We start from the raw sequence: 25,424 nt of genomic DNA on the forward strand, positions 1-25,424 counted from the left end.
GTCTCCCTTATCCCGAGGTCACCTATGAAATACATCCTAGGGTCGATCACTGTCAGTGAACAGTTACAGCACGTCGGGTTGCGAAAAAGTGCGGTGGAGACAGCACAATGCCGGCGCCCCGGAATGTTGTCTCGGGACGCCGGCATTGCAAAGTGCGCTGCGTTTGGCAGACGCCGAGTTAGCCGGTCAAAGCGAACCGCGGTTGGTTGAGCGCATATCGTGGTTGCGATTGTTCCAGAGCAAACCGCATCGCTTGTTCAACCCTGTTGCGGTCGAAACGCTGCCGACGACGTTGCTCGCGGTACCGGTCGGACGTACCAAAATCTGCGGCTGGCGTGTCCTGTGATGGGCCATGAATATTCGTGGTCACACCGGTGGAACCAGCCGTGAACGTGCGCGAGAACGACACATGGGAGCGCATGATCGTGATCTGATCCACAAGCTCTCCTACTGTGTCCCGAAGCTGTTCTACTTCGGATTCCAATTCGACGATCCGCCGGATACCTTCTAGGGAAACACCGTCACGTGATAACGATTGAATCTGACGTAAGAGTCGGACATCTTCGGCCGAATACCGGCGTTGGCCACCGGATTGACGTTCCGGCACCACCAGCCCCATACGGTCATATTGCCGCAGGGTCTGTGGGTGCATGTCGGCCAATTGGGCCGCCACCGAAATGACGTAGATGGGATCGTATTTGTGACGGTTGGCCATTACAACCTAGCTTTCTGTGCCAGCTCGGCCCGCGGATCGAAGTCCTGGGTCGCCATCTGATACGCCTCGACAGCGGCTTTAGCCTCGTCGGTAAGCTCTTCAGGCACTTCTATGACCAATTCGACCAGTAGGTCACCGGTTTGCTTGGCGGTTTTCACACCTCTGCCACGCAACCGTAAGACACGACCAGACGATGATCCGGCAGGGACACCGATCTTCACGGAGTTATCCAGTGTTGGTACTTCGATCGTAGTACCAAGAACGGCCTCGTCGAAAGAGACCGGAACCTTCAACCGGATATTGTTTTCATCGCGCTCAAACACCGGATGGCTCTTGACCGAGACCTTGACCATCAAATCACCTCGACCACCGGTCCCCTGCTGGCCCTTGCCTTTAGCCCGAACCGTCTGCCCATCTTTGACGCCGGCGGGGATACGCACCTCGTTGACGGCACCATAACTGGTGGCCGCTTGTGTGGTCGTGCCCCGAATAGATTCGGCGAAGCTAATGGTCACAGCGCCCTTGATATTGGCGCCCTTGGTCGGACGTTGCTGGAAGCCACCGGGGCCGCCGCCAAAACCACCGAAGATATCGCCAAAGCCAGCCTGACGTCCGCCGCCTGCCTGGCCAAATAGCCCGGAGAAGATATCTTCGAAGCCACCCTGCTGGGCACCGGGTCCGGCACCCGTGAAGCGTGCACCCGAACCCATGGCTCGCAGCTGGTCATACTCTTGGCGTTGGTCCGGATCCGAGAGCACGGTATTGGCTTCAGTGATCTCTTTGAATCGCTGTTCCGCGGCCTCATCACCTGGATTCGCATCCGGGTGATATTGGCGAGCGAGTTTACGGTAGGCCTTCTTAATATCAGCGGCGCTGGCGTCCTTGGCAACACCTAAAGTGGCGTAGAAGTCTTTATCTAGCCAGTCTTGAGAGGCCATGAGGCCTCCTTTCTATTACTCATCACCGGCGGAAACCATCACTTGGGCGGCACGGAGCACTCGATCGTTATACAGGTAACCGTTGCGTAAGACCTGCACGATGTGCTCTTCGGCAACTTCTGAAGATGGCTGACGTAGCATCGCTTCGTGATGGGCTGGATCAAATGGTTCTCCAACCAGGGTGTCGGCGTCATGCTTCACTAGGCCGATACCTTCAAGCGTGGTCACCATTTTACGTGCGATCGCGGCGAAGGGGCCCTCGAGGTCGCCCGCAGCATCAGCCGCGTCGACGTCGTCCAAAACCGGCAGCATAGCTTCGAGCATCGAGAAGTTCGCATTGTCTTTGGCAACATCTCGGTCACGCTCAACGCGACGACGGTAGTTCACAAACTCTGCTTGCAAACGCTGCAGGTCCTCCCGCAGGGCAGCGGCCTCATCGTCCTGGGCAGGCTCTTCTTCAGCTGCCTCGGCCTCTTCGGAATCGGAGCCGGCAGCATTGAGGATGTCTTCGACCTGCGACAGCGGGTCGGCCTGTTCGGTTGCAGCTTCACCCCCTGCGTCTGCATCATCTGGTGCAGGCTGGTCGCGGAGTTGACCGGTTTCGGGATCGATGCGGCGCTTATCGGTAAAGCGAATCGGTTCTTGCTCTTCTTCGTTATTGTGCTGATCAGACATGGAAAACTCCTATAAGAAAACAAACGAGGCCGGCCGGAAACCGGCCGGCCTCGGTGGTGAATTACTTAGTGAACGAGAGGACTATTTCTTGGTGTCTTGGTCTTCGTCCTCATCGATAACTTCAGCGTCAACGATGTCTTCGTCTTCGTCAGCACCATCGGCAGCTTCTGCGCCATCCTGTTCGGACTGGGAGTAGAGCGCTTCACCGATCTTGGTCTGTGACTGCTGCAGTTTTTCGTACGCAGCCTGGACCTCGTCATCGTTATCCTGCTTCTCAAGGGCTGCCTTGAGTGCATCGACGTCTGCCTGGACCTCGGTCTTGACGTCTTCTGGCAGTTTCTCGTCGTTGTCCTTGAGGAGCTTATCCACGGAGTATGCGGTGGTTTCAGCAGCGTTGCGAGCCTCTTGGGCTTCGCGGCGCTTCTTATCTTCCTCAGCGTGTGCTTCGGCATCCTTGACCATGCGGTCGATGTCATCGTCCGACAGCGAGGTGCCACCGGTAATGGTCATCGACTGCTCGGTACCGGTCGAGCCGTCCTTCGCTGAAACATGCACAATACCATTGGCATCGATATCGAAGGTGACCTCAATCTGTGGCATGCCGCGAGGCGCAGGTGCAATACCTGTCAGCTGGAAGTTACCCAGTGGCTTGTTATCCGCGGTAAATTCACGTTCACCCTGGAAGACCTGGATATCAACCGATGGCTGGTTATCGTCAGCCGTGGTGAAGGTTTCGGAGCGCTTGGTTGGGATCGCGGTGTTACGTTCGATCAGTTTAGCCATCACGCCACCCTTGGTTTCGATACCCAGGGACAGTGGGGTGACGTCGATCAGCAGCACGTCTTTACGATCGCCTGCCAGGACGCCGGCCTGAATGGCTGCACCAACGGAGACAACCTCGTCCGGATTGACGCCCTTGTTTGGCTCCTTGCCACCGGCCATTTTCTCAACGAGTTCAGAAACGGCTGGCATACGGGTCGAGCCGCCAACGAGGACGACGTGGTCAATTTCGGAAACCGAAATGCCGGCTTCCTTGATGACATCCTCGAATGGACGGCGAGTACGTTCCAGCAGGTGCGAGGTCATGTCTTCGAATTTGGCGCGTGACAGGTGCTCGTCCAGGTGGACCGGGCCGTTTTCAGTGACGGACAGGTACTGCAGCGAGATGTTGGTCGAGGTAGCCGAGGACAGTTCCTTCTTGGCCTGCTCTGCGGCTTCTTTCAGACGACGCAGCGCAATCTTGTCCTTGGAGAGGTCTGCACCGGAGGCTTTGGCCTGTTCCAACAGCCAGTCAACGATGACCTGGTCCCAGTCGTCACCACCCAGACGGTTATCACCGGCGGTGGAGCGAACCTGAATGGTGGAGAAATCGTCGTCATCCTTGCCAACTTCCAGCAGGGACACGTCGAAGGTACCGCCACCAAGGTCAAAGACCAAAATGGTTTCGTCTTCTTTACCGCGTTCCAAACCGTAGGCGAGCGCTGCCGAGGTTGGTTCGTTGATAATACGTGAAACGTTTAGCCCGGCAATTTCGCCGGCTTCTTTGGTGGCCTGACGCTCAGCGTCGTTGAAGTATGCCGGAACGGTGATGACCGCGTCGGTAACTTCTTCGCCGAGGTATTCCTCGGAGTCGTGCTTGAGTTTCATCAGAATACGAGCTGAGATTTCCTGAGCGGTGTATGACTTGTCGTCAATTTCAGCTTTCCAGTCGGTACCCATGTGGCGCTTGACCGAGGTGATGGTGCGTTCTGGGTTGTTGACGGCCTGACGCTTGGCGATATCACCGGTCAGCACTTCGCCGCCCTTGGTGAAGGCGACAACCGACGGCGTGGTGCGAGCACCTTCAGCGTTTGCGATGACCGTTGGGTCGCCACCTTCCAACACAGCAACAACTGAGTTGGTGGTTCCCAAGTCAATACCTACAGCACGTGACATATGTGAATCCTTTCTTGAAAACTGTTCGTCTCAAAACGTAGCGTTCCCGCTACTTGAGTTCCCTACACTCAAGTTGCCACAGGTGGAGACCCGCTGTCAAATAAACCTGAGCGAGGCTGACTCAACTTTGCTTCTATCGGTTACAACGCCCCTCGTGTCACCGATATTCCGCGCCCGCAAAACTGTGACCGCCGCTACATCTTAACGTGGGTCCGCCCAGTCGAGTGTCTGGTGCTCTAGCATTGAGTCATGTCACGCTATTCCTCGTCTCGCCCACTCATCATTGGCATCGATGGCCGCTCAGGCTCAGGTAAAACAGTGCTCTCTAAAACACTGGTCGAAAACCTCTCCGAACAACACGCGGTCACGGTCCTACGCTTGGAGGACCTCTACCCCGGGTGGAAGGGACTACACGCCGGTATGGAAATCTTTCGGCGTGATGTGCTCCCCAAATTAGCGGCTGGTGAACCAGCGACCTACCAAACCTGGGACTGGTACTCGGACGCCAGCCACGAAGGTGGTCTTGGCCCGGTGGTCACCACCGAACCCACGGAAGTCATCATCTGTGAAGGTGTCGGAGTCGGGGCCCGGGCAAACCGAGCATTCTTGGATGTTTTAATTTGGCTACGCGTTCCAGATCAGGTGCGCTACGACCGGGCGATACACCGCGACGGCGCCAGCTACGTCGAGCAGTGGGAGAACTGGGCGGCGCAAGAACGCCAAGTGCTGGACCAGGATCAAATCTATGACGAAGCCGATCTCGTACTGGTGGCACATGAGCCCGATGAACGCCACCACACGTCTGCCCTAGCTGTCGTCACGGCAATGCTAAAAACACCCCGCAGCCTTGAAGAGTCCTCCGATGACGGACAGCTGGAGGGCTAAGTCCGACTTACTGCAGCGCCGAGGTTAACCGGAAGACGTTGTCCAACCAGCGGCGGTGTCGTGGCCGAGCCAACCAATCCTTGAGAATCAGGTGCTCGCACTCTTCTTGATACTCGGTAATAATGTCGTCTAACTTGGCGACCTCTTCGGGGCCCACCACCATGACGGTGACCTCCGAGTTGAGCGAAAACGACCGCATGTCCATATTGGATGAGCCGAAAATGCCGACGTCGTTATCAATCGTAAAGAGCTTGGAGTGCAGCACGTCCGGATCGGGATACCGGTAGATGTGAATCCCGGCGCGCAACAATTGTTCGAAATACGACTGCTGCGCATGGTGCACCGCCAACTGATCGGCACGTCGTACCACCAACAGCTCAACCCGCACGCCGCGTTGGGCAGCACTGGTCAAGGCGTAAAGCATCGAGTCATCCGGCACCAAATACGGCGTCACCACTCGGATAGATTCGGTGGCCGAATAAAACAGGTGGTTAAAAGCTCGTAGATTGTTTTCTTGGGAGAAACCCGGTCCCGAAGGAATGATCTGGGCCGCTGGTCCTTCATGGTTGTCGATTTCGGTTTCGGTGACACCGCGCAAATCCTGCTGGAGCTGCTGCCCTGTTTCAGAAAACCAATCCGTAGCAAACACCACGTCCAACGAGGCAACCGAGGGACCTTCCATACGAGCCATCATATCCTGCCAGTGTCGGCCCATCTTATGGGCAGATGAGCGCTTATACCCGGGTTCAATCAGATTCATCGAGCCGGTGTACCCCACGGTACCGTCGACGATAACCATTTTTCGGTGATTCCGCAGATCTGGCCGCTGATACTCACCCCGCCACGGGCGCACCGGCAGCGAACGGTGATACTCGATACCGGCGGCATCCAGCCGAGATAACAAATGACGGTAACCGCGCACCCGCGCTGTGCCGATGTGGTCAAAAATAAGTCGCACCGTCACCCCGCGTTGCACCGCTCGCTCCATGGCTTCCAGCACGACGTCAGCATAACCGGGGCGATTCTTCGGATCCGTGCCGATGATATAGAACATCACATTGACATAGTCCTGCGCTGTGTCAATGTCCTCGGCCATCCGCTCCAAGGTGGCGCGGTAGTCCGTCAAATATTCAAAAACGTTCCCGTCCAGCATGGGAAAACCGGTCAACCGGCGCGTCAGTTTCGAATTCGCTGCCACATAGTGTGGTGCGGCACCCGCCTGGTTCGGCAAGTCCATGTGTGCCGTGGCACGACGCAGCTCCGAGTTCACTGCAATTTGACGCGAACGCCGTTGACCACCCAACCGAAACGAACCGAGTAAAAGGAACAACAACAACCCGGGGATCGGCAGGAAGAAAATCACCAGCAACCAGGCCATCGCAACGGCGGGACGGCGGTTACCGGGCACGATGCCCAGCAGGGCAATACGAATCGCGAAATCTGCCACGGTGAACAAAACCGTCACCCAAAAAGGAAAATCCGCAAATTCCGCGCTCGACCAGACCATGACGAGTAGTCTATGCCACTGAGCCTGCAGGTCAGCCCGGATCACGAGCGGTGACCGTATTTTGTGCGCTGATCAGCCCTCCATTACAGTTGTAAAGGGTCAAGATGGCCCACCTCATTGTGCTTATCAAGGGTGATCATGGCAAAGCTTCTTTATCGTCTCGGCCTTAGTGCCGCCAAAAAGCCCTTCGCGGTGTTATTTACTTGGCTCGTCTTATTGGCCATTGCCGCCGGGTCGTTCCTCACCTTCGGGGGCACCCTCGTTTCCACCGTCGATATTCCCGGGACGCCGACGGCCCAAACAACCGACCGGCTCGAAGAAGAATTCCCTGAAGCGGCTCGCGGCACGGGCAACGTCGTCTTCCAAACCGAAGACGGTTCGGCCTTCACTGCAGACCAGCGCGAAGACATCGTGTCCGTCCTTGAAGCTACCGAAAAAGTTTCGGGTGTCGAAAGCGTCCTCAATCCATTCGAGTCCGAGGCCGAAATGACGGACCAAAAACAAGAACTCGAAGACGGCCGTGAAGAACTTGCCAACGCACAAGACCAACTCGACGGTGCACCGGAAAAACTAGAGGCAGCCGAAACCGAACTCGATGCGTCCGAAGAAGACCTTGACGCTGCTCAAGAGCAACTCGACGCCGGGATAGATCAGGCCATCGCCGCGGGCATGCCAGAAGCAGCCGCCCAAGAACAGTTCGCCACCCAACAAGCACAACTCGATACGGCCCGCGAAGAGCTAGAAGACGGCCGTGAGCAACTGGAAACGGAACGCGAAAACTATGAAGAAGGCGTCACCGAGGTTGAAGACGGCCAAACCCTCATCGACCTTGGCGACCGTCTGCTCGAGACAACCAACGATTACTCGGTAGTGTCCGAGGACGATTCCGCTGCTGTTGCCACCGTGCAATTCGTCGACCAGTCCATGGATATCGCCACCCCGATCCGCGAAGACGTCGTCGCAGCTCTCACCCACCGCACCATCGAAGGTGTCGAAGTACTCCCGTCACAGGAAATTTCCATGGCCGTTCCCGACGTACTCGGTTGGGCTGAAATCGTCGGTCTCGTGGTCGCCGGCATCGTCTTAGTAGTCATGCTCGGGACGTTCATCACCGCGGGACTCCCCCTGATCAACGCGCTCATTGGTGTCGGAGTCGGAGCACTGACCGCACTGGCCTTCTCGTCGCTCGTAGAGATGAACTCAGTGACACCCGTTCTGGGCGTCATGTTGGGGCTTGCCGTCGGTATCGACTACGCGCTATTTATCGTGCACCGACACCGAACCCAGCTCAAAGCCGGGATGCCAGTCCAACGCTCAATCGCCCTGGCCAATGGCACCTCCGGTAACGCCGTCGTCTTCGCGGGGTCGACCGTCGTTATTGCACTGCTTGCCCTGAACCTGACCGGCATTCCGTTCCTCGGGTTAATGGGAACCGTCGGCGGATTCGTCGTTGTCGTCGCCGTGCTGGTGGCCATGACGATGACACCGGCCATGCTGTCGCTGCTGGGTCAGCGTGCCCTGTCCAAGCGTGAGCGCCGTTTTCTGACCGGTGACGTCGTACAGAACAAACCGAAAAAACAGCTCAAGCCCATGTCCAACGCCCGCGCTGTGTTGTCGACCATCGGTGCCATCGCCGTCCTGGCAATCATCGCCATCCCGGTCTTCTCGATGCGCCTGGGGATCCCGGACGGCTCAGCAGAAGCACCCGATACCACCGAATATCAGGCGTATGCGGCACAAGCCGAGCACTTCGGGGCCGGAACCAACGCGCCCATCGTGGCGGTTGCTGATGTTCCAGCAGATCTCTCCGACGAAGAACTTTTGGACACCACGGTTGAGCAAGCCGAGCAAATCTCGGCATTGGACCATGTCGCCCATGTCGTACCGGTCGGTGAAAACGAGGCCGGTGACATCACCATGTTCCAAATCATCCCTGCTGAAGATGCCAACCACGAATCCACCGTGAACCTTGTCTACGACCTGCGCGGACTCGAGCCGGCCGGTGAAGTCACCAACCTCGCCCTGGCCGGGCACGCCACCGGCATCATCGACATCTCTGCGGCTCTCGCCGAGGTCCTACCGCTGTACTTAGGCGTCGTCGTCGGTCTGTCGCTGATCATCATGGTGCTGGTGTTCCGTTCACTGGTGGTCCCACTGATCGCCTCGGGCGGTTTCGTACTGTCGGTGGGAGCCGCCATGGGCGCGGTCGTGGCAATCTATCAGTGGGGTTGGTTCGGTGAAGCCTTTATGGTTCACAACCCCTCGCCGGTACTGTCCTTCCTGCCGACGATCATGATCGGTGTGCTCTTCGGGCTGGCCATGGACTACCAGTTGTTCATCTCCTCGGGGATGCGTGAAGCCTACGCTCACGGCACCGAAGCGCGCCTGGCCGTCCAAAAGGGCTTGAACGCGGGTCGCTCAGTAGTGACCGCAGCCGCCATCATTATGATCGCGGTGTTCGGCGGGTTCGTTTACGCCGATGACCCATACATCCGTGCCATCGGCTTCGGTCTGGCCATCGGGGTGCTCTTTGACGCCTTCCTCGTGCGCATGGTGCTGGTACCCGCACTGATGCATCTGCTCGGCCCGGCAGCCTGGTACATGCCAGAATGGTTGGATCGTATCCTGCCGGACGTCGACCTCGAAGGTGCAAAACTGACCGAAGCCCAGGCTGAACACGCCGATGAAGAAACGACCCGCGACGCACCCGTTACAACAACGTCACGCAGCGTCTAAGCTAGAACCGGAATCTGCAGAAAGGCACAACCATGAATGATGTAGTCCAGCGCCTGTTGCGCACCGGAGTTTCAATCGGAGCTGGCTTTGTTGCCACCCGTGCGGTCGAAGCAATCTGGAAGGCCACAACCGGTGATGAAGAAGCCCCAACCACCGACGACGATCAGGCGACACTGCTGCGCGTCGTCACCTTCGCGACGATCTCGGCCGGGGTTTCGGCACTCCTCGAGGTCGGCTCACAGCGCCTGGTAAATAAAGCCATGGCAAACTCAGGCAATAAACGAGCCAAACAACTCGGTAAAGCAGAAGTCTAACCAGAGACCTGCAACATACGATCGGTGCCACAGGGATTTTCCCTTGGCACCGATGTCGTTAAATCCTCTTGTACCTGGTTACCAAAATGCCCGCGAGGTTTCAGTGGCACCCGAAACTTCGGTCAAGCCGGCATCAATGATCTGCACCGGACGCTCGGCTGCTGCCCACTGCGCTTGGGATGGTAACTGCACACAAACACGAAACGCGTCCTGCCGCCACGCATCAAGAACGCGCGACGCTGCAGCGTCGCCACCGTGAGCGTCTGCGGTCAACCGCTCATAAGCCATCTGAGCTGCGTGACCGGCTTGGGCGGCCGCTTTCCCGGTGGACAACTCCGCGAACGGTGTGAGCTCAACCGTCACAACAGCATCGCCGTGCTGGGAGTCGTGCAGGTGTGGGAATTGCGTCCCGCCCACCTGTAATTTCTTTACCTCGGGCGGCAGGGGTGACACGGGCCCGGGTACAAGTGCCCGCACGTCAGCAGAACCCGAAACAGCGTTGACACCGTCAAGCTGTTGAACGTCCTCCCAGCGTGTATTCTCGGCCCGCCGCGCCACTTTTCTAATCCAACCGGCACGCCAATGGGCAACGGCCTGAGACCAGTCGCCGGTATCTTGGGTGGTCCGCTCATCATCGAGCAGACGTACAACCGCGGTGGCCGCGGCTTCCAACACATCCAGGTGGTTGGCCGGATCCTTTTTATTACGCCGAAGCACCAATTGCATGGCCCATGGATGCTCGTGGTCTGGACGATCGGGGCGTGAGACGGTGTCGGCGAGTGCAGGGGGCACGGAAGAATTCTCGGCATCATGACGCATAGTTTCCACTCTAGCCACCATCGTCACCGATCAACGACCTAGGGTGGGTGTATGGATACTGTCTTACCCGATAACTGGCGGCCGTGGCGACGCGAAGCATTGCATCCGGGTCGCCGTCCAACCAAAGCCGATCTCGAGGCAGCAGTTGCGCAGCAGCTGACTACCCAGGACCTGCTCCCCTGCCCCAACGATGCAGACAATGCCGGGTTGCTGCAGATGCTCATCGTCGGAACCAATCCGAGTCCATGGGCGGCAGCGGCCAACGGACCGTTTGGTCGTCCTGGTAACCGGTTCTGGCCCTCGCTGTTTGAAGCCGGGGTGACCGCGCATCTCATCAATGCGTCAGCAGGACTGAGCCGGGGCGATGAACAGATGCTCGTCGAACGCGGTGTGGGACTGACCAATATCATTGCACGGCCCAGTTCCCGTGCCGATGAGCTCAGTCTGGCCGAACTTCGTGCCGGACGCGACGCACTAATTCAGCGGATGCGGCTGTTACAACCCCGAGCAGCAGCATTTACGGGGATTACAGCATTTCGTCGGGCCTTTGCAGAGCCCAAAGCCACCCTGGGACAGCAACCCACCGACCAGCTGGAGGGCTGGCCCGCACACACCCAACTCTGGGTCGTACCCGATCCCAGCGGGCTCAATGCCCACGAATCCATCACCTCGCTGGCTGAGAAATGGCGCGAGGTATGGTCGTCAAGTTCACGTTAGACTAGCGACCCAGGAACCTAGACCAATATGAAATTGTGAAGGAGCCTCGTTATGGAAGATCCTGACCGCACCATTCTCATCACGGGGGCCACCAGCGGCCTGGGACGGGCCGTGGCCGAATCGTTAGCGCCTCGCGGTGGACGGCTTATCTTGCACGGCCGCGACCCAGCACGCCTAGCTGAACTCGTAGCCGACCTGCAGCCACACCAGGCCAGCATCGACGTCGTCACCGCTGACCTCAGCGATTTATCTCAGGTCGATGAGATGGCCGAAAAGGTCTTCGAACTCACCGACCAGCTGAACGTCTTGGTCAACAATGCCGGGCTGGGCAAGGGCGCAACCGATACTCGCGAAACCTCGCAGGATGGTCACGAACTCCGCTTAGCCATCAACCACTTGGCACCATTTGCCCTGACGTTCCGCCTGCTGCCGCTCTTAGAGACGGGTGCTCCCAGCCGGATCGTCAATGTAGCCTCCGGGGCGCAAGAACCCCTAGATTTCGATGATCCGCATATCACTGAGGGCTACACCGGCAACCGTGCCTACGCGCAGAGTAAATTTGCGATGGTGGCAACGGGCTTCGAGCTTGCTCGTCGGCTGCCGGCCGAGGTGATTACGGTCAATAGTTTGCATCCGGCTACGTTGATGCCCACCCGCATGGTGCGCGAGGGATACGGCCATACCGTAGATGACCTAGAGACCGGTGTGAACGCTGTGCTCCGACTCATCGAAGCCGCTGCCCTCGACGACGTCACCGGTCAATACTTCTCGATCCAAGAACCGGCTGCAGCGCACCAGCAGGCGTATGACCCCGATATCCAGCAGCGGTTATGGGATCTGACAGAAGAACTCACGGGCATCCAGTTCTAATCAGGAACGCGACAGATCGACGAATTCTACGGTACCCGCCACGTAGGCGGCCTGACCGATGTGCTGGGCCGCATCGTCGACGACGCTGAGTACTCGGACTCCAAGGGTTACCGGCGGGTCCCATTGTTCATCAATGACACGGGCCAAATCCACCTCGGTGAGTGTATCTACCCAGGCAGCGAAGTTGTCATACACCGCCTCTAGGTAGTTTCGCAGTAACGCTTTGCCCTCGGCCGTTTCTTCGACCATGACCGCCCATGCCTCATCACGAGATTGACCGAGGCCGATGTCGGCTGTCCCCAGGTTCACATCTGAGAGGTCGAATCGGTCAGCGTAACCATCAGCGGTCCAGGACTCTTCGGTTCCGGCAAGCGGTGCGATCTGCGCGTCTGTTTCGCGTGCGGTGTGCCAGATCAGCCAGGCGATTGAATTGGGGTGCCCTCCGGGGTGCGTATTGAGCTGGCTCGGGTCGAGATCCGCCCAGAAATAGTCGAGTGCAGCGATGGGTCGCTGGACGAGATTTTTCAATAGGTCTATAGCATCCATGTACCCATTGTGAGGCTTTGCCCTACCGCCCGGCTAGTGCCGAGGAGCACCTGTCCCGGTGGCCAGCTGATTGATCATGGTGACCATATATTGGGTCCACTCGACGTCCCGTGGCCCTAGTCTGACCTTGCAGGTGAACTTGCTGCCGTCGCCTCCGTGCACGTGGACTCTACCGGTAATCCAGGCACGCTCATATGATGCACCGGCCACCTGGTGCGCCGGCAGTTCTGCGGTGATGGTCCAGCCTCGAAACAGTTTGCGCTCGGTGTAAAGCACCCGACGGTTCGTGACCATCAGTATCGGAAAAGAGCTATTCTTTTGCGTGCACGTCAGGAAGTCGTACACGATTTCTTCCGGGGGCACCAGCTTATCAATGAATACGAACAACCCACTGCCGGCCTGAGGGTTCCGCATCTGCGCGGCCACAAATGATTCTTGTGCAGGCGTCCAGGCCATCGTTCATCCTTCTCTACTCGACAGGTAGCTGCTCTCACGAGGGTCTAGCCTACTGGCGGGTTACGGTCCTTTTCAGCTTCCCGGCGGTCTTGTTCTCTGACGACCTTGGCGAGGTCGTCTACGGCAATGCGTTTCGGGTTCAAGTGATGCGAACGATACGTTGCCCGACCGACCATGTGCGCAGAGACGGGGGCGGTGATCAGCTGCATGAGCCAGGCAACGAGCAAGACCGGAACCACGACCCAACTACCAACGGCCAACCCCAACCCTGCTAGGGCAAGCAGCAGACCCAGGACCTGAGGCTTCGTTGCAGCGTGCATCCGGGAGAGCACATCGGGAAAACGCAGTAGACCCAGACCGGCCACCGCGGATAATGATGTGCCGAAAACCAGCAGGAAGGCCGCAACGAGGTCCAACCACGAGTCAAAAGTGATGCTCATCAGCCACCATCTCCCATCGGTCCTTGTTTCGGTTCCGGCTCCGTGTGGTTAGCTTGCGCGCCTTCAACGGTGAACCGAGCCAACGTCGTTGACGAGATAAAACCAATCAACGATGCGACCAGCACCAGCATGATGAAGTGCACGGATTCGTGGATTGCCATCCAGACGGTGAGCCCAGAAGATAAGACGATGAGCAACACATCGACGGCAATCGCACGGTCGAGCAAGGCGGGGCCAAAAACAATCCGGTAGAGCGCGCCCAGTGCACCGAAGATCAAAAAAACCAGGCTGATCCAGCCTGCAAGTTCTAAGACGTCCATGATTCCCCCTCCGTTGCTACCGGGTCGTCATTCGCTTCCAGTTCGGTGTGCCGGAGGACGACGCCGTCCTTTGCGCGGTCTTCTGCCTGCACCAACTTGTAGTCGCGTTTGGAACCGAACCCACGAATCATACGGGCTTCAATATCGAGTGAATCGACCCGAAATGCTTCAGCAGCCTGCTCGTCGGGGACATCGATGACGTGCAAGAACAGTGTGGACGACGGTCGATCGACGTCGATAACCAACGACCCTGGGATCAGCGCGTAGACGTGACCGATGAGGGTCATCAGCAAGTCGTCCTGGGTCCGAAGTTTGACGGCAACCACGGAGTTGATCACATTGGGGCCCGGTGAGATCGATTTGGATGCTACTTGCCAGGTTGCCACCGTGATTTTCCATAAGAAGTACACAATAAATGTGAAACTGTGGAACACATTGATCCGGTCGGCAAATGGAACCGGCGGCAGTGGGAAGCTCAGCATGACGATCAGGCTGAACACGAGACCCAGCACAATGGTTCCGGGTGTGAAATCTTGCCACAGTGCCACCCAGAGAAACGTGAGCCCCACGATCATCGGCCACTGTGATAACCGTGACCTTCGGTCTTCGATCGCGGAAGGTTTGTTCTCAGAATCGGTTGTGTGATGTTCTGAATCGCTAGTCAACCGGGCCTCCTTCCGAACCTTGTTGGGTTCCGGCTCCATCGGATCCGGATATGCCCCAGTCTTCTAAGACGTCTGCCTCGAGTTGGGCTTGCTGAGCAGCTTCCTCCCCGAGGACAGCTTCAATATACGGGGTGCGATGAATCATATCGTTAGCGGCTTCATCCGCGAAGTCAAAGAGCGGTCCGGCCACAAACGTCAGAGCAACACCGACCGTCACCAATCCGATGGTTGGTACGACAAGACCGCGGGAATCGGTGCGCAACGGTTTGGCATTTGCCTCAGCCCGTTTGGCTTCTTCCATACCGCGCATCGCAGGGTCTTCAGAGTCTTCGATTGGCCGCCAGAACACGCGTGTCCAGATTCGCATCATGACAATCAGCGTGAGCAATGAGGTGGCCACGGAAGCGGCCACCATGACCCATGCCAATGGAGTGCCATTCACGACGCCGCCTTCAATGAGCCCCACTTTCCCCAGGAACCCGGAGAACGGCGGGATCCCGCCGAGGTTGAGCGCGGGAATAAGGAAGAGCACCGCCACCAGGGGCGAAATTTTGGCCATCGACCCGAGACGATCAATGTTTGCTGTACCGGTGCGATATTCAATGAGCCCGGTCACCAAGAACAATGCAGTCTGAATAGTAATGTGATGGACCACATAGAAGACAGTGGCCGTGAGACCAATCTGGTTCGCAACGCTGACGCCAAAAATCATGTAGCCGATGTGCGATACAAGAGTAAATGACAGCACACGTTTGATATCGAACTGGACGAGGGCACCCAAGATCCCGACGAGCATCGTCAACCCGGAGATCACCAATAACAACGTGTTGACTCTATCGCCCGGGAACAACAACGTTTCGGTCCGGACGATCGCATAAACGCCAACTTTGGTTAGCAGCCCGGCGAAGACCGCTGTAACCGGTGCTGGTGCTGTCGGGTAGGAGTCCGGTAGCCAGAAGGACAACGGGAATACCGCCGCCTTGATACCAAAACCAACCAGGAGCATGAGATGGAGCAGCTGTTGGAGATCCGGATCAAGCTCACCGAGCTTCATGGCCACATCGGCCATATTCACGGTACCGGTGGCGCCATAGATCATCGCGATGGCCACCAGGAAGATGACGGAAGAGACAACCGAGACCACCACATACGTGACACCTGCACGTACGCGCGGTCCCGTCCCGCCGATGGTGAGGAGCACGTAGGACGCCGTGAGCAAGATTTCGAAACCGACGTAGAGGTTAAACAGGTCGCCAGCTAGAAATGCGTTGGAAACGCCTGCAGTAAGAATCAAGAACGTGGGATGGAAAATGGAGACCGGCTGTTGCGGTGCCTCATCGTCACCGAGACCCTGCGCGGAAGCAAAGAGCAGAACCGACAGCACGACGATAGAAGAAACGACCAGCATAATCGCTGAGAATCGGTCAACGACGAGCGAGATCGCGATGGGAGCTTCCCAACCGCCCAATAAGACGGCTTCCGCTCCCCCGTTGATCCAGACATCCACCAACATCCAGATTTCCAGGGCCATGGTGATGACCATCGTGGCCAGGGTGACCACAATCTGACTCATGGGACGGCGCACGAGAGTGAACGCAATGGCCGCCCCTAGAATGGGCAGCAGCACCGACAAGGGCGCCAGCGACACGACTGAGAAATCACTCATCGGCGGTCACCTTCTTTCGGATCGTGTGGCCGAACCGTGGGATCGTCTTGTGTCGTTAGTTCATAGTCAATATTGGGGTCCTCGTGATCTTCGAGGAATTCCGATTCCTCGTCAGTCAGCTCGGCGTCGTCCTCGGCATCGTAGGCAGGCTGTTCCGCAACCTGGATATCTTCAATATCGACCTGGACTTCATCGCGACGAGCCAAAACCCAGGACCGGTAGATCAGGGCTAGCAAGAAAGCGGTGATCGCAAAACTAATCACGATCGATGTCAGCGTCAAAGCCTGCGGCAGCGGATCGAAGTACTCATCGTCTGCTACCCCGTCGGTGACAATCGGAGGGAACCCTGCCGGGCCAGCCATGATGACGATCAACAGGTTGACTCCGTTGGTGAAGAGCATGAGTCCGAACATGATGCGCGTCAGTGTACGGTCCATCAGCAGATAGACTGCGGCGGCAAACATTACGCCCATGATGAGCAAGAGCACGGCATCAATCGTCACGGTGACCTCCTGGCGTCATGGCACTTGCACGGGCTGCTGTCATACGCTGCTCAGCTTCAGTACGGTCCCGGGTTTCAACTTCGTATCGAGCATCAATTTCAGAGCCCAGAGAACGCAGAACGTCAAGAATTAATCCGATAACAACCAAGTACACGCCAACGTCAAAGACCACGGCTGAAGCAAAGTGCACATAGCCAAAGAACGGTAACAGCACTTCGACGTCATAGGCCTGGAAGACTTCACCGCCAAAGAACAGCGGGACCAACCCCGCAATGGCAGCCACCGCGAGTCCGGAGCCCAAGATGACTCCGGCAGGTGCCCTAAACGACTGCTCGAGTTCGTAACGACCGCCCGCCAGATAGCGGATCGCAAATGCGATACCAGCCAGGAGCCCACCTGCGAAGCCTCCGCCGGGTAAGTTGTGACCGGCAATCAACAGGTAGAGCGACACTATGATGATCGCGTGGAAAACCAGACGCGTAATGACTTCGAAAATAATCGATCGACGTTCCGGGGCCATGGTGGCTCCGGCAACGATCCATGGTTGGCGCCGAACTTTGAAGAAGTTGGCAAAGCTTTTTACTTCAGAATCATTCATCGCAGAGTCAGCAATGTTGTAGTGGCCAACCGAGCCGGTGGCAACATCGGTGATGCTGCGCCGTTTACTCTCGCGTTCTGCAATAAAGACCAGCGATGCCACACCGGTGGCGACCGCGGCTAGTACGGTGATCTCGCCGAACGTATCCCAGGCACGCATATCGACCAGTGTGACGTTGACGATGTTGGTCCCGCCACCCTCGTTGTAGGAGAGGTCCGGCATGGCCAGAGAGATTGGGTCGGCAACGCGCGATGCCATGGCTGTGGCGGCAACCCACATCATGGTGAAGCCAAAACTGATGGCGAGCAGAGCGCGCGCCCACTGATTGTCGTGCTTCTCTTGGGCCTTCGGGATCTCCGGAGGCAGCACGCGTAGTCCGAGTACCATGGCCACGGTCAACACGGACTCGACTAAGACTTGAGTCAGTGCGAGGTCGGGTGAGCCTTGGAAGGCAAAGATTGCTGCCAGACCGTAGCCAGTGGTCGAGACGAGCAGTACCGCCCAGAAGCGACGTTTGGCTCGGATTGCTGCGATGGCTGAAACGATCATGACGGTCGCAGCAACGAGGTAAATCGGGTGGCCCGTCAACATCCAGTCACCAAAGAACGCCGCATTTGGGAGCGATATGGTGGAGCCGTCGACGTTCGATGGAAAGAGCATGACCGAAATTGGCGCGGCCACTGTGATTGCCAGGATGATGTACAGGTAGAAGGATAGGTCACCGCGTTGGGTACGACCGGTGATCCACACCGCAACATCGTCCAGCTTGGCCATCACCAAACGGTACAGCCGAGCTGCGTCAATCCATGTGGGTACGCTCTCTTGTGCTTTGGTGATGCGAACTCGCGCGATGAACAGCAAGAGCCCAATGAAAATAATTAGGGCCGATAAGCCTAAGGCGAGGGTAAACCCATGCCAGAGAGCCAGTGGTGCTGCTTCTTCCCCACCAACAGGACTAAAGGTCTGCCCGAAGGCGTAAGGCAGCGCACCGACCCAACCTGGAGCGAGCCCGGCGATAATGCTGGCTGCTGCCAACAGCGCTGCAGGGAACAAACCGACACGACCGAAACCGCGCAGCGCTGGCGTCTGCGGGCGCGGAACCACGCCGACTGGGGTTTGGGACTTCTTTTTCCCGAAGGACGCCCACATAAAACGAGCTGAGTAGGCAACGGTGAGAATTGATCCTAAGACGACAACAATCAGCGGCGCCCAGCTCCAGACGGCACCCCAGAAACTGGGTTCCCCACCAATCGCGCCCGAGGTGTGGGCGTCGCTGCGCCACAGGCCCCAATCCATGGCTGCCTGCAGCACGGTTTCCTTGCCAACGAACCCGAATAGTGGGGGCACGCCTGCCATGGAGACTGACGAGATTGCTGCGACCCAGAATAGCGTCGGGTGGGATGTTCGAAGCCCCGATAGTTTGTTGAGGTCGCGAGTACCGGTGATCTTGTCGATTGCGCCGACCACCATAAACAGCGGTGCCTTGAAGAGGGCGTGGGCCAGCAACATGGCGAGGCCGGCAATTGCGCCGTTGACCGTGCCGAAGCCATTGGCAATCATCAAAAAGCCAAGTTGTGAGACCGTGCCATAGGCCAAAATGAGTTTGATATCGGTTTGCCGCAGTGCACGCCAGCCGCCGACCAGCATCGTCCACATACCGACGCCTAAGACCAGAATGTGCCAAATTGTCTCGCCGGCAAAAGCAGGAGCGAAACGCGCGACCAAATAGATACCGGCTTTAACCATGGCTGCAGCGTGCAAATAGGCCGAGACCGGAGTCGGTGCTGCCATTGCAGCAGGCAACCAGAAGTGGAAGGGTACCTGAGCGGATTTTGTGATTGCTCCAAGCAGGATCAGTCCGATGGCCCACGTCAGGTAGGCGCCAGCAAAGTCTCCTGACAGCAGTTCGGCACCCTGAGCAATCACTTCCGAAACACGATATGTACCGGCGGCATAACCGACCATCACCAGGCCTACGAGCATGCCTAGACCGCCGAATGTGGTCACGATCAGAGCAGTTATGGCTGAACGCCTGGAAAAGATTCGGTGCGCCTGATAACCAATCATCAAGAAGGACAGAATCGAGGTGATCTCCCAGAAAATGAAGAGCACCATGAGGTCGTCAGTAATGACCAAGCCAAACATGGCACCAGCAAATGCCAAGAATTGCGCGCCGAATGTACCAAGCCGTGGCTCATTGGCGAGGAAGTAACGGGCACAATACACCAGCACAGCTGCACCGACGCCCAAAACAATAAGGCTCAGGAAGGCACTCAAGGTATCGAGTCGGAAAGACAGTTGTATTCCGAGCTGGGGAATCCATTCCCAGGTTTGCACAAGGGTGGCGCCCTGATTATCTGCAGCAGCGCCTGATGCAAGAAGTTCTTCAGAGGCAAGGACTTTGGGTATTTGGGTGGCCACCCAAATAAAGCCGGCTGTCGGTACCGCGGCGAGGATGAGGAAGCCTTGACGACCCGATTTGTGAATAATCAGGGGGGCAACGAGTGCAACCAAAAACAGTGCAAGCAGCACAATCAGCAAGGTTGCCTCCGTGAGGTCTAGGGGACGGTCACCTGCTTAACCTTACATAGTGGCAGCACGATCCTTCACAACGAGGCAAGCATGACTTGATGCCGCCAGTAACGCTTAGACCAGGTTTCTTTAGGTTTAGTGACATATGGGTTGAGATTCCCTGATGACGAACAACGCAATAATTATTCATCTGTTACTGGAGGTTGACCGAGCGTCTGCTGATGATTCCCTGTACGGCTATGACAAATACCTTGCGCACAGACGCGACTCATTCCGCGTTATTTCGCGGGTGCTCGAATATAGCCGCGCCACCAGCACGGGGCTATCGTCCCATTTCAGGGGCGCCATACGAGCCTTATAGGAGTGGTTAGCGTACCGCGTCAACAGCAATTCTGTTATCAGCGCAACGCCAAGAGAATCAGCGGTCGATGGTGGACCGGTGGAAGTTGAGGTGTGATTTCGAGGCCGTTGGACCGCGCTGGTTCTGATACCGATTGAGGTTCGGTCCTGTGCCGTATGGGTGCTCGGAGGGCGAGGTTAATGTAAAGAATGCCATCTGCCCAATTTTCGATCCCGGCCATAATTTGATGGGCAACGTCGACATGTTGGACAGCTCCAAGGTCACGTGTCCCGAGAAGCCTGGGTCAATGAAGCCCGCGGTTGAATGCGTCAGCAACCCAAGACGGCCAAGCGACGACTTTCCTTCCAGCCGGGCTGCAACGTCATCGGCGAGGGTGACCTGCTCATACGTGGAGCCAAGCACAAACTCGCCCGGGTGCAGGATGAATGGCTGATCTGGTTCGACATCAACCATTCTGGTCAGCCCTGATTGATCCTGGGAGGGGTCAATAAACGGGTAGTTGTGATTGTCGAATAGGCGGAAGAAACGATCCAACCGAACATCGACACTTGCTGGCTGCACCATGGCGATGTCTAACGGATCCAAGCCGATCCGCCCAGATTCCAACGATTCTTTGATATCCCGGTCTGATAAAAGCACACCCTAACGCTATCTCACGAAACTGTGCAGAAAACGTTTATGGCATGGATCTGACGTAACACCCGCACGCGTCAGAAAATGAGAGCATCTTGCGTTGGCAGTTCGAGCTCAACATCGGGGTTCGGTGCAATTTCTAGATACGACGGTATATCGTCGTCAATAAACAACATGACGATACCCTCTGAGATGAAGGCTTGAAGAATAACCTGCGCAGTGCCGGCAGGAACAGCTTGACCATCGATGAGGAGCTGGACCGAGGGGCATTTACTGCACTCACATGGCGACCCAACCGTGATCCGATCCAAGGTACCAAGCAGTTCTTGTCGCCACTGATACCAGACCTCTTGCGCTTCAAATCGGCTTGGATCTGCCGCTTTAGCGCTTGTGATCATGGCACTGATCAACTGATGCTCTGATTTCGTAAGCGACCTTGCCATAGCTGCCTTCCTGAAGGCGGAGCGAGTGTTTGCAGCTTAGATACTGCGTTGAAGCTCCTCCAACATTTCTTGGGCGAGATCTTCCGGAGCATCTTGCCCCGGCTTGTCGCCGATAAATTTCGGGCGGAGAACATGAACGTCGACGACCGCCGGATCGTATTCGCGTTGAATTTGTCGAGCGAGGCTATCAACCACCATTTTCGACGTCGCATACGCCCCACCCTTAGCGAAGCGTTTATCCACGACTGTCGCCGAAGTCAGGACAATGCGACCACCGCCGTTTGCCGCCCAGTGCGGCAGAATACGCGAAAGCGCTTTGGTGGTGGGATACACGTTCATCTCTAGCTGTTTCTGAAGTTCTTCAGTGAAACCGTCTGCGCCGATACCATTATCCATCCCGAATCCACCGTTGAGGAAGAGCGCACCACGCAACTTCTGAGCGTACTGCAGCGCAGTAGCAACCATGGAGTCTATAAATTCAGGATCATCGAGTGAACCTTGGGCAACCGTGACCCGAGGGTCATCAAATGGTGCACCTGATACTTCGCGCCGGCTGAACACCACGAGGTGATAACCGGCTTCAGCCAGGATCGGAAGGACTTGTTGTCCGAGATTTCCCGTGCCACCGAGAACAATGAGGGCTTCTTGAGGTTTGTCAGACATGAGCAACCTTTCGGTAGACCATTGCGTGGCTTACCTACAAGAATACCAAGCCCCTGGTACAGAACATCAGTACCAGGGGCCGAATTTTTGAATTTTACGTGGGTTACCACGCCTTGATCGTGGACCGGGCTATTTGCTTACGGTCAAACTTGCACAAAACAGTTCATGGCGCTGTTCGCGTGCCTTCGAAGTGATGTAGCCGATGACTCCGAGGCTAACGAGTTGCGCAACGATGAGTCCGACGGTGAGTGCGTACATCTGAGTAACAGATGCAACGACAACCAGCGCAGACAGGACGGCGACGACAGCGACCAGTGCGCCAATAACTGCGTTGTTATTCTGGATGTTTACCACAGCTGTTCCCTCCTGGTGATTCGGTTGTAACGTTCAAGAAGTTTTTTGAACTGTTCATAATATAACGCGATCGCTCAGCAGGATCTAGGCAACTTGGGCTAGCCAAATTAGCGAACATAGGGCATGTGCTAATTAGTTAAGATGGGCTAAGGATTCGCAGAATCATGCGGTTTTTGTGGCCTGAATTACGCAATGACGCGCATCTTGCACCAACGAGGTCAGTGCATGGTTAGCAAACCATAGATAAGCGCAGCAAAACGGCTGGCTGAATTTCACTCCAAGCTAACTTTTGTCTGTCTTGCGGGCGTGTTGATCTGCTTGCGAAAGCACCATCCCGAGCCGAATCGTCACGACGACAGCTAAACCTACGACAATGAGGGTCGCGGTAAAGAACTCCATCGCCGCGCAGAGTGCAATGGCTACGCCTAGAATGGCCAATGTTCCAGACAGCCACCATATTCTGGTTCGCGTGTCTCGTTGCTCAGCCATCGGTTCCTCGCCTTGGTGTCTGGGATGCGTGTCGTTCACGCCTAGTTCAGGCTAATCTCAGATCGATACGCATCATGCAGTGTGAACCAATCACAGAAAGGTACCAGTGGCACAAGTACTGTCAGGTTTCTTCATCATCTGGCTCATCATCGCGGTTGGATATGGGGTTGGCAGAACTGGCGTACTGGGCCCAAACGCTCAACCAGTCCTGTCACGGGTGGCATTCTTCGTGGCGTCACCGGCGCTACTGTTCAATACCTTGTCAAGCAGTGATGTCTTCCTCGTGCTTGGACCGCAGCTCTGGATTGCTACGATCTCGGCTGGTCTGGCCGCAGCGTGTTATCTGTTGATTGCGCGCTTCGTCCAAGCCCAGCGCAAAGGTTCTGAGCGAATGATTGCCGCGCTATCTGCTTCCTTGATGAACTCCGCAAACCTTGGTTTGCCCATCGCTGCATATGTGCTCGGTGATGCCAGCTACGCGGCACCTGTTATTTTGTTTCAGTTGGCTTTCTATACGCCAATCTACGTCTTTATTCTGGACAGTCAAACGGCACAAGAGGCACAGCAGGGACTCTCGGATACCAAAGTGGTCCGAGCTGGGTTCTGGCGCAGCCTGGGAAGGATTATCGCCACGGTCCTGCGGAACCCGCTGATTATTGGTTCAGCCTTTGGGCTCGTCTTCTCCATTACCGAGTGGCAGCTGTGGGAACCATTAGACGAATCGATCGACCTCATTGCAGGGGCCGCGATTCCATCAATGCTCATGGCCTTTGGGATTTCACTGGTGGGCTCCCGACCATTGGATAAGAGGCAGGGACGACGCCGTGACACCGTACTGGCCTCGGCCGTCAAGTTGCTCATTCATCCGCTTGCCGCATGGTTCCTGGCAGCGTACGTCTTCCAGTTAGATGCCGAGGGGATCTTGGTCGCAACGGTGCTGGCCTCGTTGCCTACCGCTCAAAACGTCTTCGTCTCGGCATCTCGCTACAATACCGGTTTGATAGTTGCCAGAGACACCGTATTCGTCACAACAATTCTTGCCATCCCCGCAATGATCGCCGTTGCAGGTCTGCTAGCTTAGAACCATAGCCACACAGACGAAGGAAACAACGGTGTCCAAACCACGCTCAAAACGGCCGGTTTTTCAGCGGCCGGGTTTCTGGGGAATCATCGCCGCGGGACTCTTGGTACTTGCCGCGACGGTTATCGCAGTCCTGAACGCGACGTTGTATAACGCAGAGGCCCCGGTCGAAGATTATGTTGCTGCGCTTACAGCTGGTGAAGGTGCTACCGCCATGGCCATTTCTGCCGGTTATCTGGCCGACGACGCACCGGAAGATATCTCCACGGTACTCCTCGATGGTGAACCTCTCGCGGCATCCGCTGCGCCATTAGAAGATGCGGAAATCGTGGCCGTCGACGATGAAGTACCCGAGAGTTTCCAGGACGAGGAGCTAACCCAGCAGGTCGTGGAAATTCGATATCAGGACGCCGACGACCAGTCTCGAGCAACCAGTGTGGTCGTGGATAAACCCGGAACGTCCTGGCTATTTTTTGATCAGTGGGAGATGCATCCGACGCCGCTGCAACAGATAGTACTCGCGCCGTCACGGATGCCAGAGAACTCCAAGGCAGATGAACCCGTCGCCCACCTATACGAACACCCCACACCATTGCTGGCAGCAGACGGCGAACCGGCAGTTATCGCCGCGTTTGCACCGTCGATCATTGAACTGGAATACCAGGGGACGTATCTCGAGGCCGCCGAACCTGCAACCCATGCGGTCACCGACCTCCTAGGGGCAGGTGCGACCAGTGAACTGGCATTTCAGGTTGACCTGACCCCAGCAGTGGATGAGGCGATCCATCACCAAGTCCAACAGCAGCTCGAACGTTGTACGAGTCAAACCGTGCTGAAACCAGCTGGCTGCCCCTTCGGTTATGAAACAACGAACCGTGTGGTACCCGAGACGGTCTCATGGTCCATCGGTATGCCCGAAGTTCAGTACTCCTGGGACGGCTCGGAGCCTGCTATCGATCGGATCATGGCGACCGCAGAGCTGTCCGCACAGGAAATCGATATCGGCTCTGGTCAGCAGGCGGCAACAGACTACGAAGAAGTTTTTGAAATGTCTGCAGAGTTGGAGCTGACACCGGAGAATCTACGTGTCAGGCCAGAGTGGCAATAACTACGCTGCACCGCGGGTGTTAATCGTGTTGACCCAACTTGAAACGGCTGACTCATCGAGTGCATCGGTACGAAAGTAGGCGGTGTCACGCGGTCCGAAAGCATCCATGGCCTGTAACTGATACTTCGTCAGCTGTGGACTGGTCCCAAGGCCCGCAATGAATAATGACTTATTGGTCAATTCTGCATGGTGGGATGCCATAAAGACCCGCGCCTCGCGATGAAAGTTCGAGTCCTTGGCTGGTGCGACCACGACGACGGCGTCGACCGTATCAACATAGCGAGTGGCTCGCGATAGCGATGTCACTGCGGTGGTCACCCCGCGCTGCTCCCCCAGTTTGTCTGCAAGGTGCTGGGCAAAAGCTGCCGTATCAGCTTCGTTACTGTGCGCAATGAGGGTGGCCATAAACAATCATCCGATCAGGATAGACGACACGTTCTTGCGTATCAGTCTAT

General features: G+C 56.7%; 27 protein-coding genes. 7 read left to right on the top strand and 20 right to left on the bottom strand.

Translation table 11 applies throughout. The features are described 5' to 3' along the window. Positions 1 to 178: 178 nt before the first annotated feature. The 4 genes from G583_RS13570 to dnaK form a co-directional block, all read right to left on the bottom strand. On the bottom strand, positions 179 to 715 hold the full coding sequence (locus G583_RS13570) for a heat shock protein transcriptional repressor HspR (protein ID WP_022869457.1): 537 nt from the start codon (positions 713 to 715) through the stop codon (positions 179 to 181). Continuing rightward, positions 715 to 1,653: a DnaJ C-terminal domain-containing protein gene (locus tag G583_RS0101670; protein ID WP_022869458.1), complete on the bottom strand. Its 939-nt coding sequence runs from the start codon at positions 1,651 to 1,653 to the stop codon at positions 715 to 717. Before G583_RS0101670 ends, G583_RS13570 begins: the two co-directional genes overlap by 1 nt. Positions 1,654 to 1,668: 15 nt before the next feature. After that, complete coding sequence (locus G583_RS0101675) at positions 1,669 to 2,328, bottom strand: nucleotide exchange factor GrpE (RefSeq protein WP_022869459.1); 660 nt, start codon at positions 2,326 to 2,328, stop codon at positions 1,669 to 1,671. 81 nt (positions 2,329 to 2,409) lie between these two features. Beyond that, the gene (gene dnaK, locus G583_RS0101680) at positions 2,410 to 4,263 is read right to left on the bottom strand and encodes a molecular chaperone DnaK (protein WP_022869460.1); all 1,854 of its coding nucleotides are present in this window, start codon (positions 4,261 to 4,263) and stop codon (positions 2,410 to 2,412) included. A 249-nt stretch (positions 4,264 to 4,512) separates the two neighbouring features. On the opposite strand from dnaK, the gene G583_RS13575 reads away from it, so the two are divergent. Then, on the top strand, positions 4,513 to 5,148 hold the full coding sequence (locus tag G583_RS13575) for a nucleoside/nucleotide kinase family protein (protein WP_022869461.1): 636 nt from the start codon (positions 4,513 to 4,515) through the stop codon (positions 5,146 to 5,148). Between the two features lie 7 nt (positions 5,149 to 5,155). Here G583_RS13575 and cls read toward each other — a convergent pair whose 3' ends face one another. After that, positions 5,156 to 6,655: a cardiolipin synthase gene (cls, locus tag G583_RS0101690; protein ID WP_029629174.1), complete on the bottom strand. Its 1,500-nt coding sequence runs from the start codon at positions 6,653 to 6,655 to the stop codon at positions 5,156 to 5,158. 138 nt (positions 6,656 to 6,793) lie between these two features. On the opposite strand from cls, the gene G583_RS13580 reads away from it, so the two are divergent. Both G583_RS13580 and G583_RS13585 read left to right on the top strand, forming a co-directional pair. Beyond that, a complete protein-coding gene (locus G583_RS13580; RefSeq protein WP_022869463.1) occupies positions 6,794 to 9,391 on the top strand; it encodes an MMPL family transporter in 2,598 nt (865 codons plus the stop codon). A 32-nt stretch (positions 9,392 to 9,423) separates the two neighbouring features. Further along, positions 9,424 to 9,705, top strand: a complete 282-nt coding sequence (locus G583_RS13585; RefSeq protein WP_022869464.1) for a DUF4235 domain-containing protein — start codon at positions 9,424 to 9,426, stop codon at positions 9,703 to 9,705. A gap of 78 nt (positions 9,706 to 9,783) precedes the next feature. Here the strand turns inward: G583_RS13585 and G583_RS0101705 are convergent, their stop codons facing one another. Further along, on the bottom strand, positions 9,784 to 10,524 hold the full coding sequence (locus G583_RS0101705; protein WP_084677281.1) for a peptidyl-tRNA hydrolase: 741 nt from the start codon (positions 10,522 to 10,524) through the stop codon (positions 9,784 to 9,786). A 51-nt stretch (positions 10,525 to 10,575) separates the two neighbouring features. Between G583_RS0101705 and G583_RS0101710 the strand changes: the two genes are divergently transcribed. Next, entirely contained in the window at positions 10,576 to 11,241 is a 666-nt protein-coding gene (locus G583_RS0101710) for a mismatch-specific DNA-glycosylase (RefSeq protein ID WP_022869466.1), read from the top strand. A gap of 51 nt (positions 11,242 to 11,292) precedes the next feature. After that, positions 11,293 to 12,111, top strand: coding sequence for an SDR family NAD(P)-dependent oxidoreductase (locus G583_RS0101715; RefSeq protein ID WP_022869467.1), 819 nt, complete (start codon positions 11,293 to 11,295; stop codon positions 12,109 to 12,111). On the opposite strand, the gene G583_RS0101720 is transcribed toward G583_RS0101715, so the two are convergent. The 13 genes from G583_RS0101720 to G583_RS0101780 form a co-directional block, all read right to left on the bottom strand. Then, positions 12,112 to 12,657, bottom strand: a complete 546-nt coding sequence (locus tag G583_RS0101720) for a mycothiol transferase (RefSeq protein WP_022869468.1) — start codon at positions 12,655 to 12,657, stop codon at positions 12,112 to 12,114. 33 nt (positions 12,658 to 12,690) lie between these two features. Further along, on the bottom strand, positions 12,691 to 13,113 hold the full coding sequence (locus G583_RS0101725; RefSeq protein ID WP_022869469.1) for a PH domain-containing protein: 423 nt from the start codon (positions 13,111 to 13,113) through the stop codon (positions 12,691 to 12,693). 44 nt (positions 13,114 to 13,157) lie between these two features. Next, positions 13,158 to 13,553, bottom strand: a complete 396-nt coding sequence (gene mnhG / locus G583_RS0101730; RefSeq protein ID WP_022869470.1) for a monovalent cation/H(+) antiporter subunit G — start codon at positions 13,551 to 13,553, stop codon at positions 13,158 to 13,160. Next, a complete protein-coding gene (locus tag G583_RS13590; RefSeq protein WP_022869471.1) occupies positions 13,553 to 13,873 on the bottom strand; it encodes a monovalent cation/H+ antiporter complex subunit F in 321 nt (106 codons plus the stop codon). Before G583_RS13590 ends, mnhG begins: the two co-directional genes overlap by 1 nt. Next, positions 13,861 to 14,538, bottom strand: a complete 678-nt coding sequence (locus G583_RS13595; RefSeq protein ID WP_022869472.1) for a Na+/H+ antiporter subunit E — start codon at positions 14,536 to 14,538, stop codon at positions 13,861 to 13,863. Before G583_RS13595 ends, G583_RS13590 begins: the two co-directional genes overlap by 13 nt. Further along, complete coding sequence (locus G583_RS13600; RefSeq protein ID WP_022869473.1) at positions 14,531 to 16,204, bottom strand: Na+/H+ antiporter subunit D; 1,674 nt, start codon at positions 16,202 to 16,204, stop codon at positions 14,531 to 14,533. The genes G583_RS13595 and G583_RS13600 overlap by 8 nt, the downstream gene beginning before the upstream one ends. Then, complete coding sequence (locus tag G583_RS0101750; protein ID WP_022869474.1) at positions 16,201 to 16,707, bottom strand: Na(+)/H(+) antiporter subunit C; 507 nt, start codon at positions 16,705 to 16,707, stop codon at positions 16,201 to 16,203. Before G583_RS0101750 ends, G583_RS13600 begins: the two co-directional genes overlap by 4 nt. Then, the gene (locus G583_RS13605) at positions 16,697 to 19,846 is read right to left on the bottom strand and encodes a Na+/H+ antiporter subunit A (RefSeq protein ID WP_022869475.1); all 3,150 of its coding nucleotides are present in this window, start codon (positions 19,844 to 19,846) and stop codon (positions 16,697 to 16,699) included. The genes G583_RS0101750 and G583_RS13605 overlap by 11 nt, the downstream gene beginning before the upstream one ends. Before the next feature lie 409 nt (positions 19,847 to 20,255). Then, positions 20,256 to 20,837, bottom strand: coding sequence for a dCTP deaminase (gene dcd / locus G583_RS0101760; RefSeq protein WP_022869476.1), 582 nt, complete (start codon positions 20,835 to 20,837; stop codon positions 20,256 to 20,258). 71 nt (positions 20,838 to 20,908) lie between these two features. Then, positions 20,909 to 21,274, bottom strand: coding sequence for a hypothetical protein (locus tag G583_RS0101765; protein ID WP_022869477.1), 366 nt, complete (start codon positions 21,272 to 21,274; stop codon positions 20,909 to 20,911). Between the two features lie 36 nt (positions 21,275 to 21,310). After that, positions 21,311 to 21,937 (bottom strand): SDR family NAD(P)-dependent oxidoreductase, encoded by a 627-nt coding sequence (locus G583_RS0101770; protein WP_022869478.1) that lies wholly within the window; start codon positions 21,935 to 21,937, stop codon positions 21,311 to 21,313. Between the two features lie 129 nt (positions 21,938 to 22,066). Then, on the bottom strand, positions 22,067 to 22,291 hold the full coding sequence (locus G583_RS0101775; protein ID WP_022869479.1) for a hypothetical protein: 225 nt from the start codon (positions 22,289 to 22,291) through the stop codon (positions 22,067 to 22,069). 282 nt (positions 22,292 to 22,573) lie between these two features. Then, positions 22,574 to 22,780, bottom strand: a complete 207-nt coding sequence (locus G583_RS0101780; RefSeq protein WP_022869480.1) for a hypothetical protein — start codon at positions 22,778 to 22,780, stop codon at positions 22,574 to 22,576. Positions 22,781 to 22,886: 106 nt separating this feature from the next. Here G583_RS0101780 and G583_RS0101785 point away from each other — a divergent pair, with 106 nt between their 5' ends. Both G583_RS0101785 and G583_RS0101790 read left to right on the top strand, forming a co-directional pair. Further along, complete coding sequence (locus G583_RS0101785) at positions 22,887 to 23,861, top strand: AEC family transporter (RefSeq protein ID WP_022869481.1); 975 nt, start codon at positions 22,887 to 22,889, stop codon at positions 23,859 to 23,861. A gap of 31 nt (positions 23,862 to 23,892) precedes the next feature. Further along, entirely contained in the window at positions 23,893 to 24,969 is a 1,077-nt protein-coding gene (locus G583_RS0101790) for a hypothetical protein (protein WP_022869482.1), read from the top strand. Here the strand turns inward: G583_RS0101790 and G583_RS0101795 are convergent, their stop codons facing one another. Next, complete coding sequence (locus G583_RS0101795; protein WP_022869483.1) at positions 24,970 to 25,374, bottom strand: flavodoxin domain-containing protein; 405 nt, start codon at positions 25,372 to 25,374, stop codon at positions 24,970 to 24,972. It abuts the gene before it with no gap. Positions 25,375 to 25,424: the final 50 nt, after the last annotated feature.

Origin of the sequence: Yaniella halotolerans DSM 15476, from assembly GCF_000420805.1 — a bacterium.
GTDB lineage: Bacteria > Actinomycetota > Actinomycetes > Actinomycetales > Micrococcaceae > Yaniella > Yaniella halotolerans.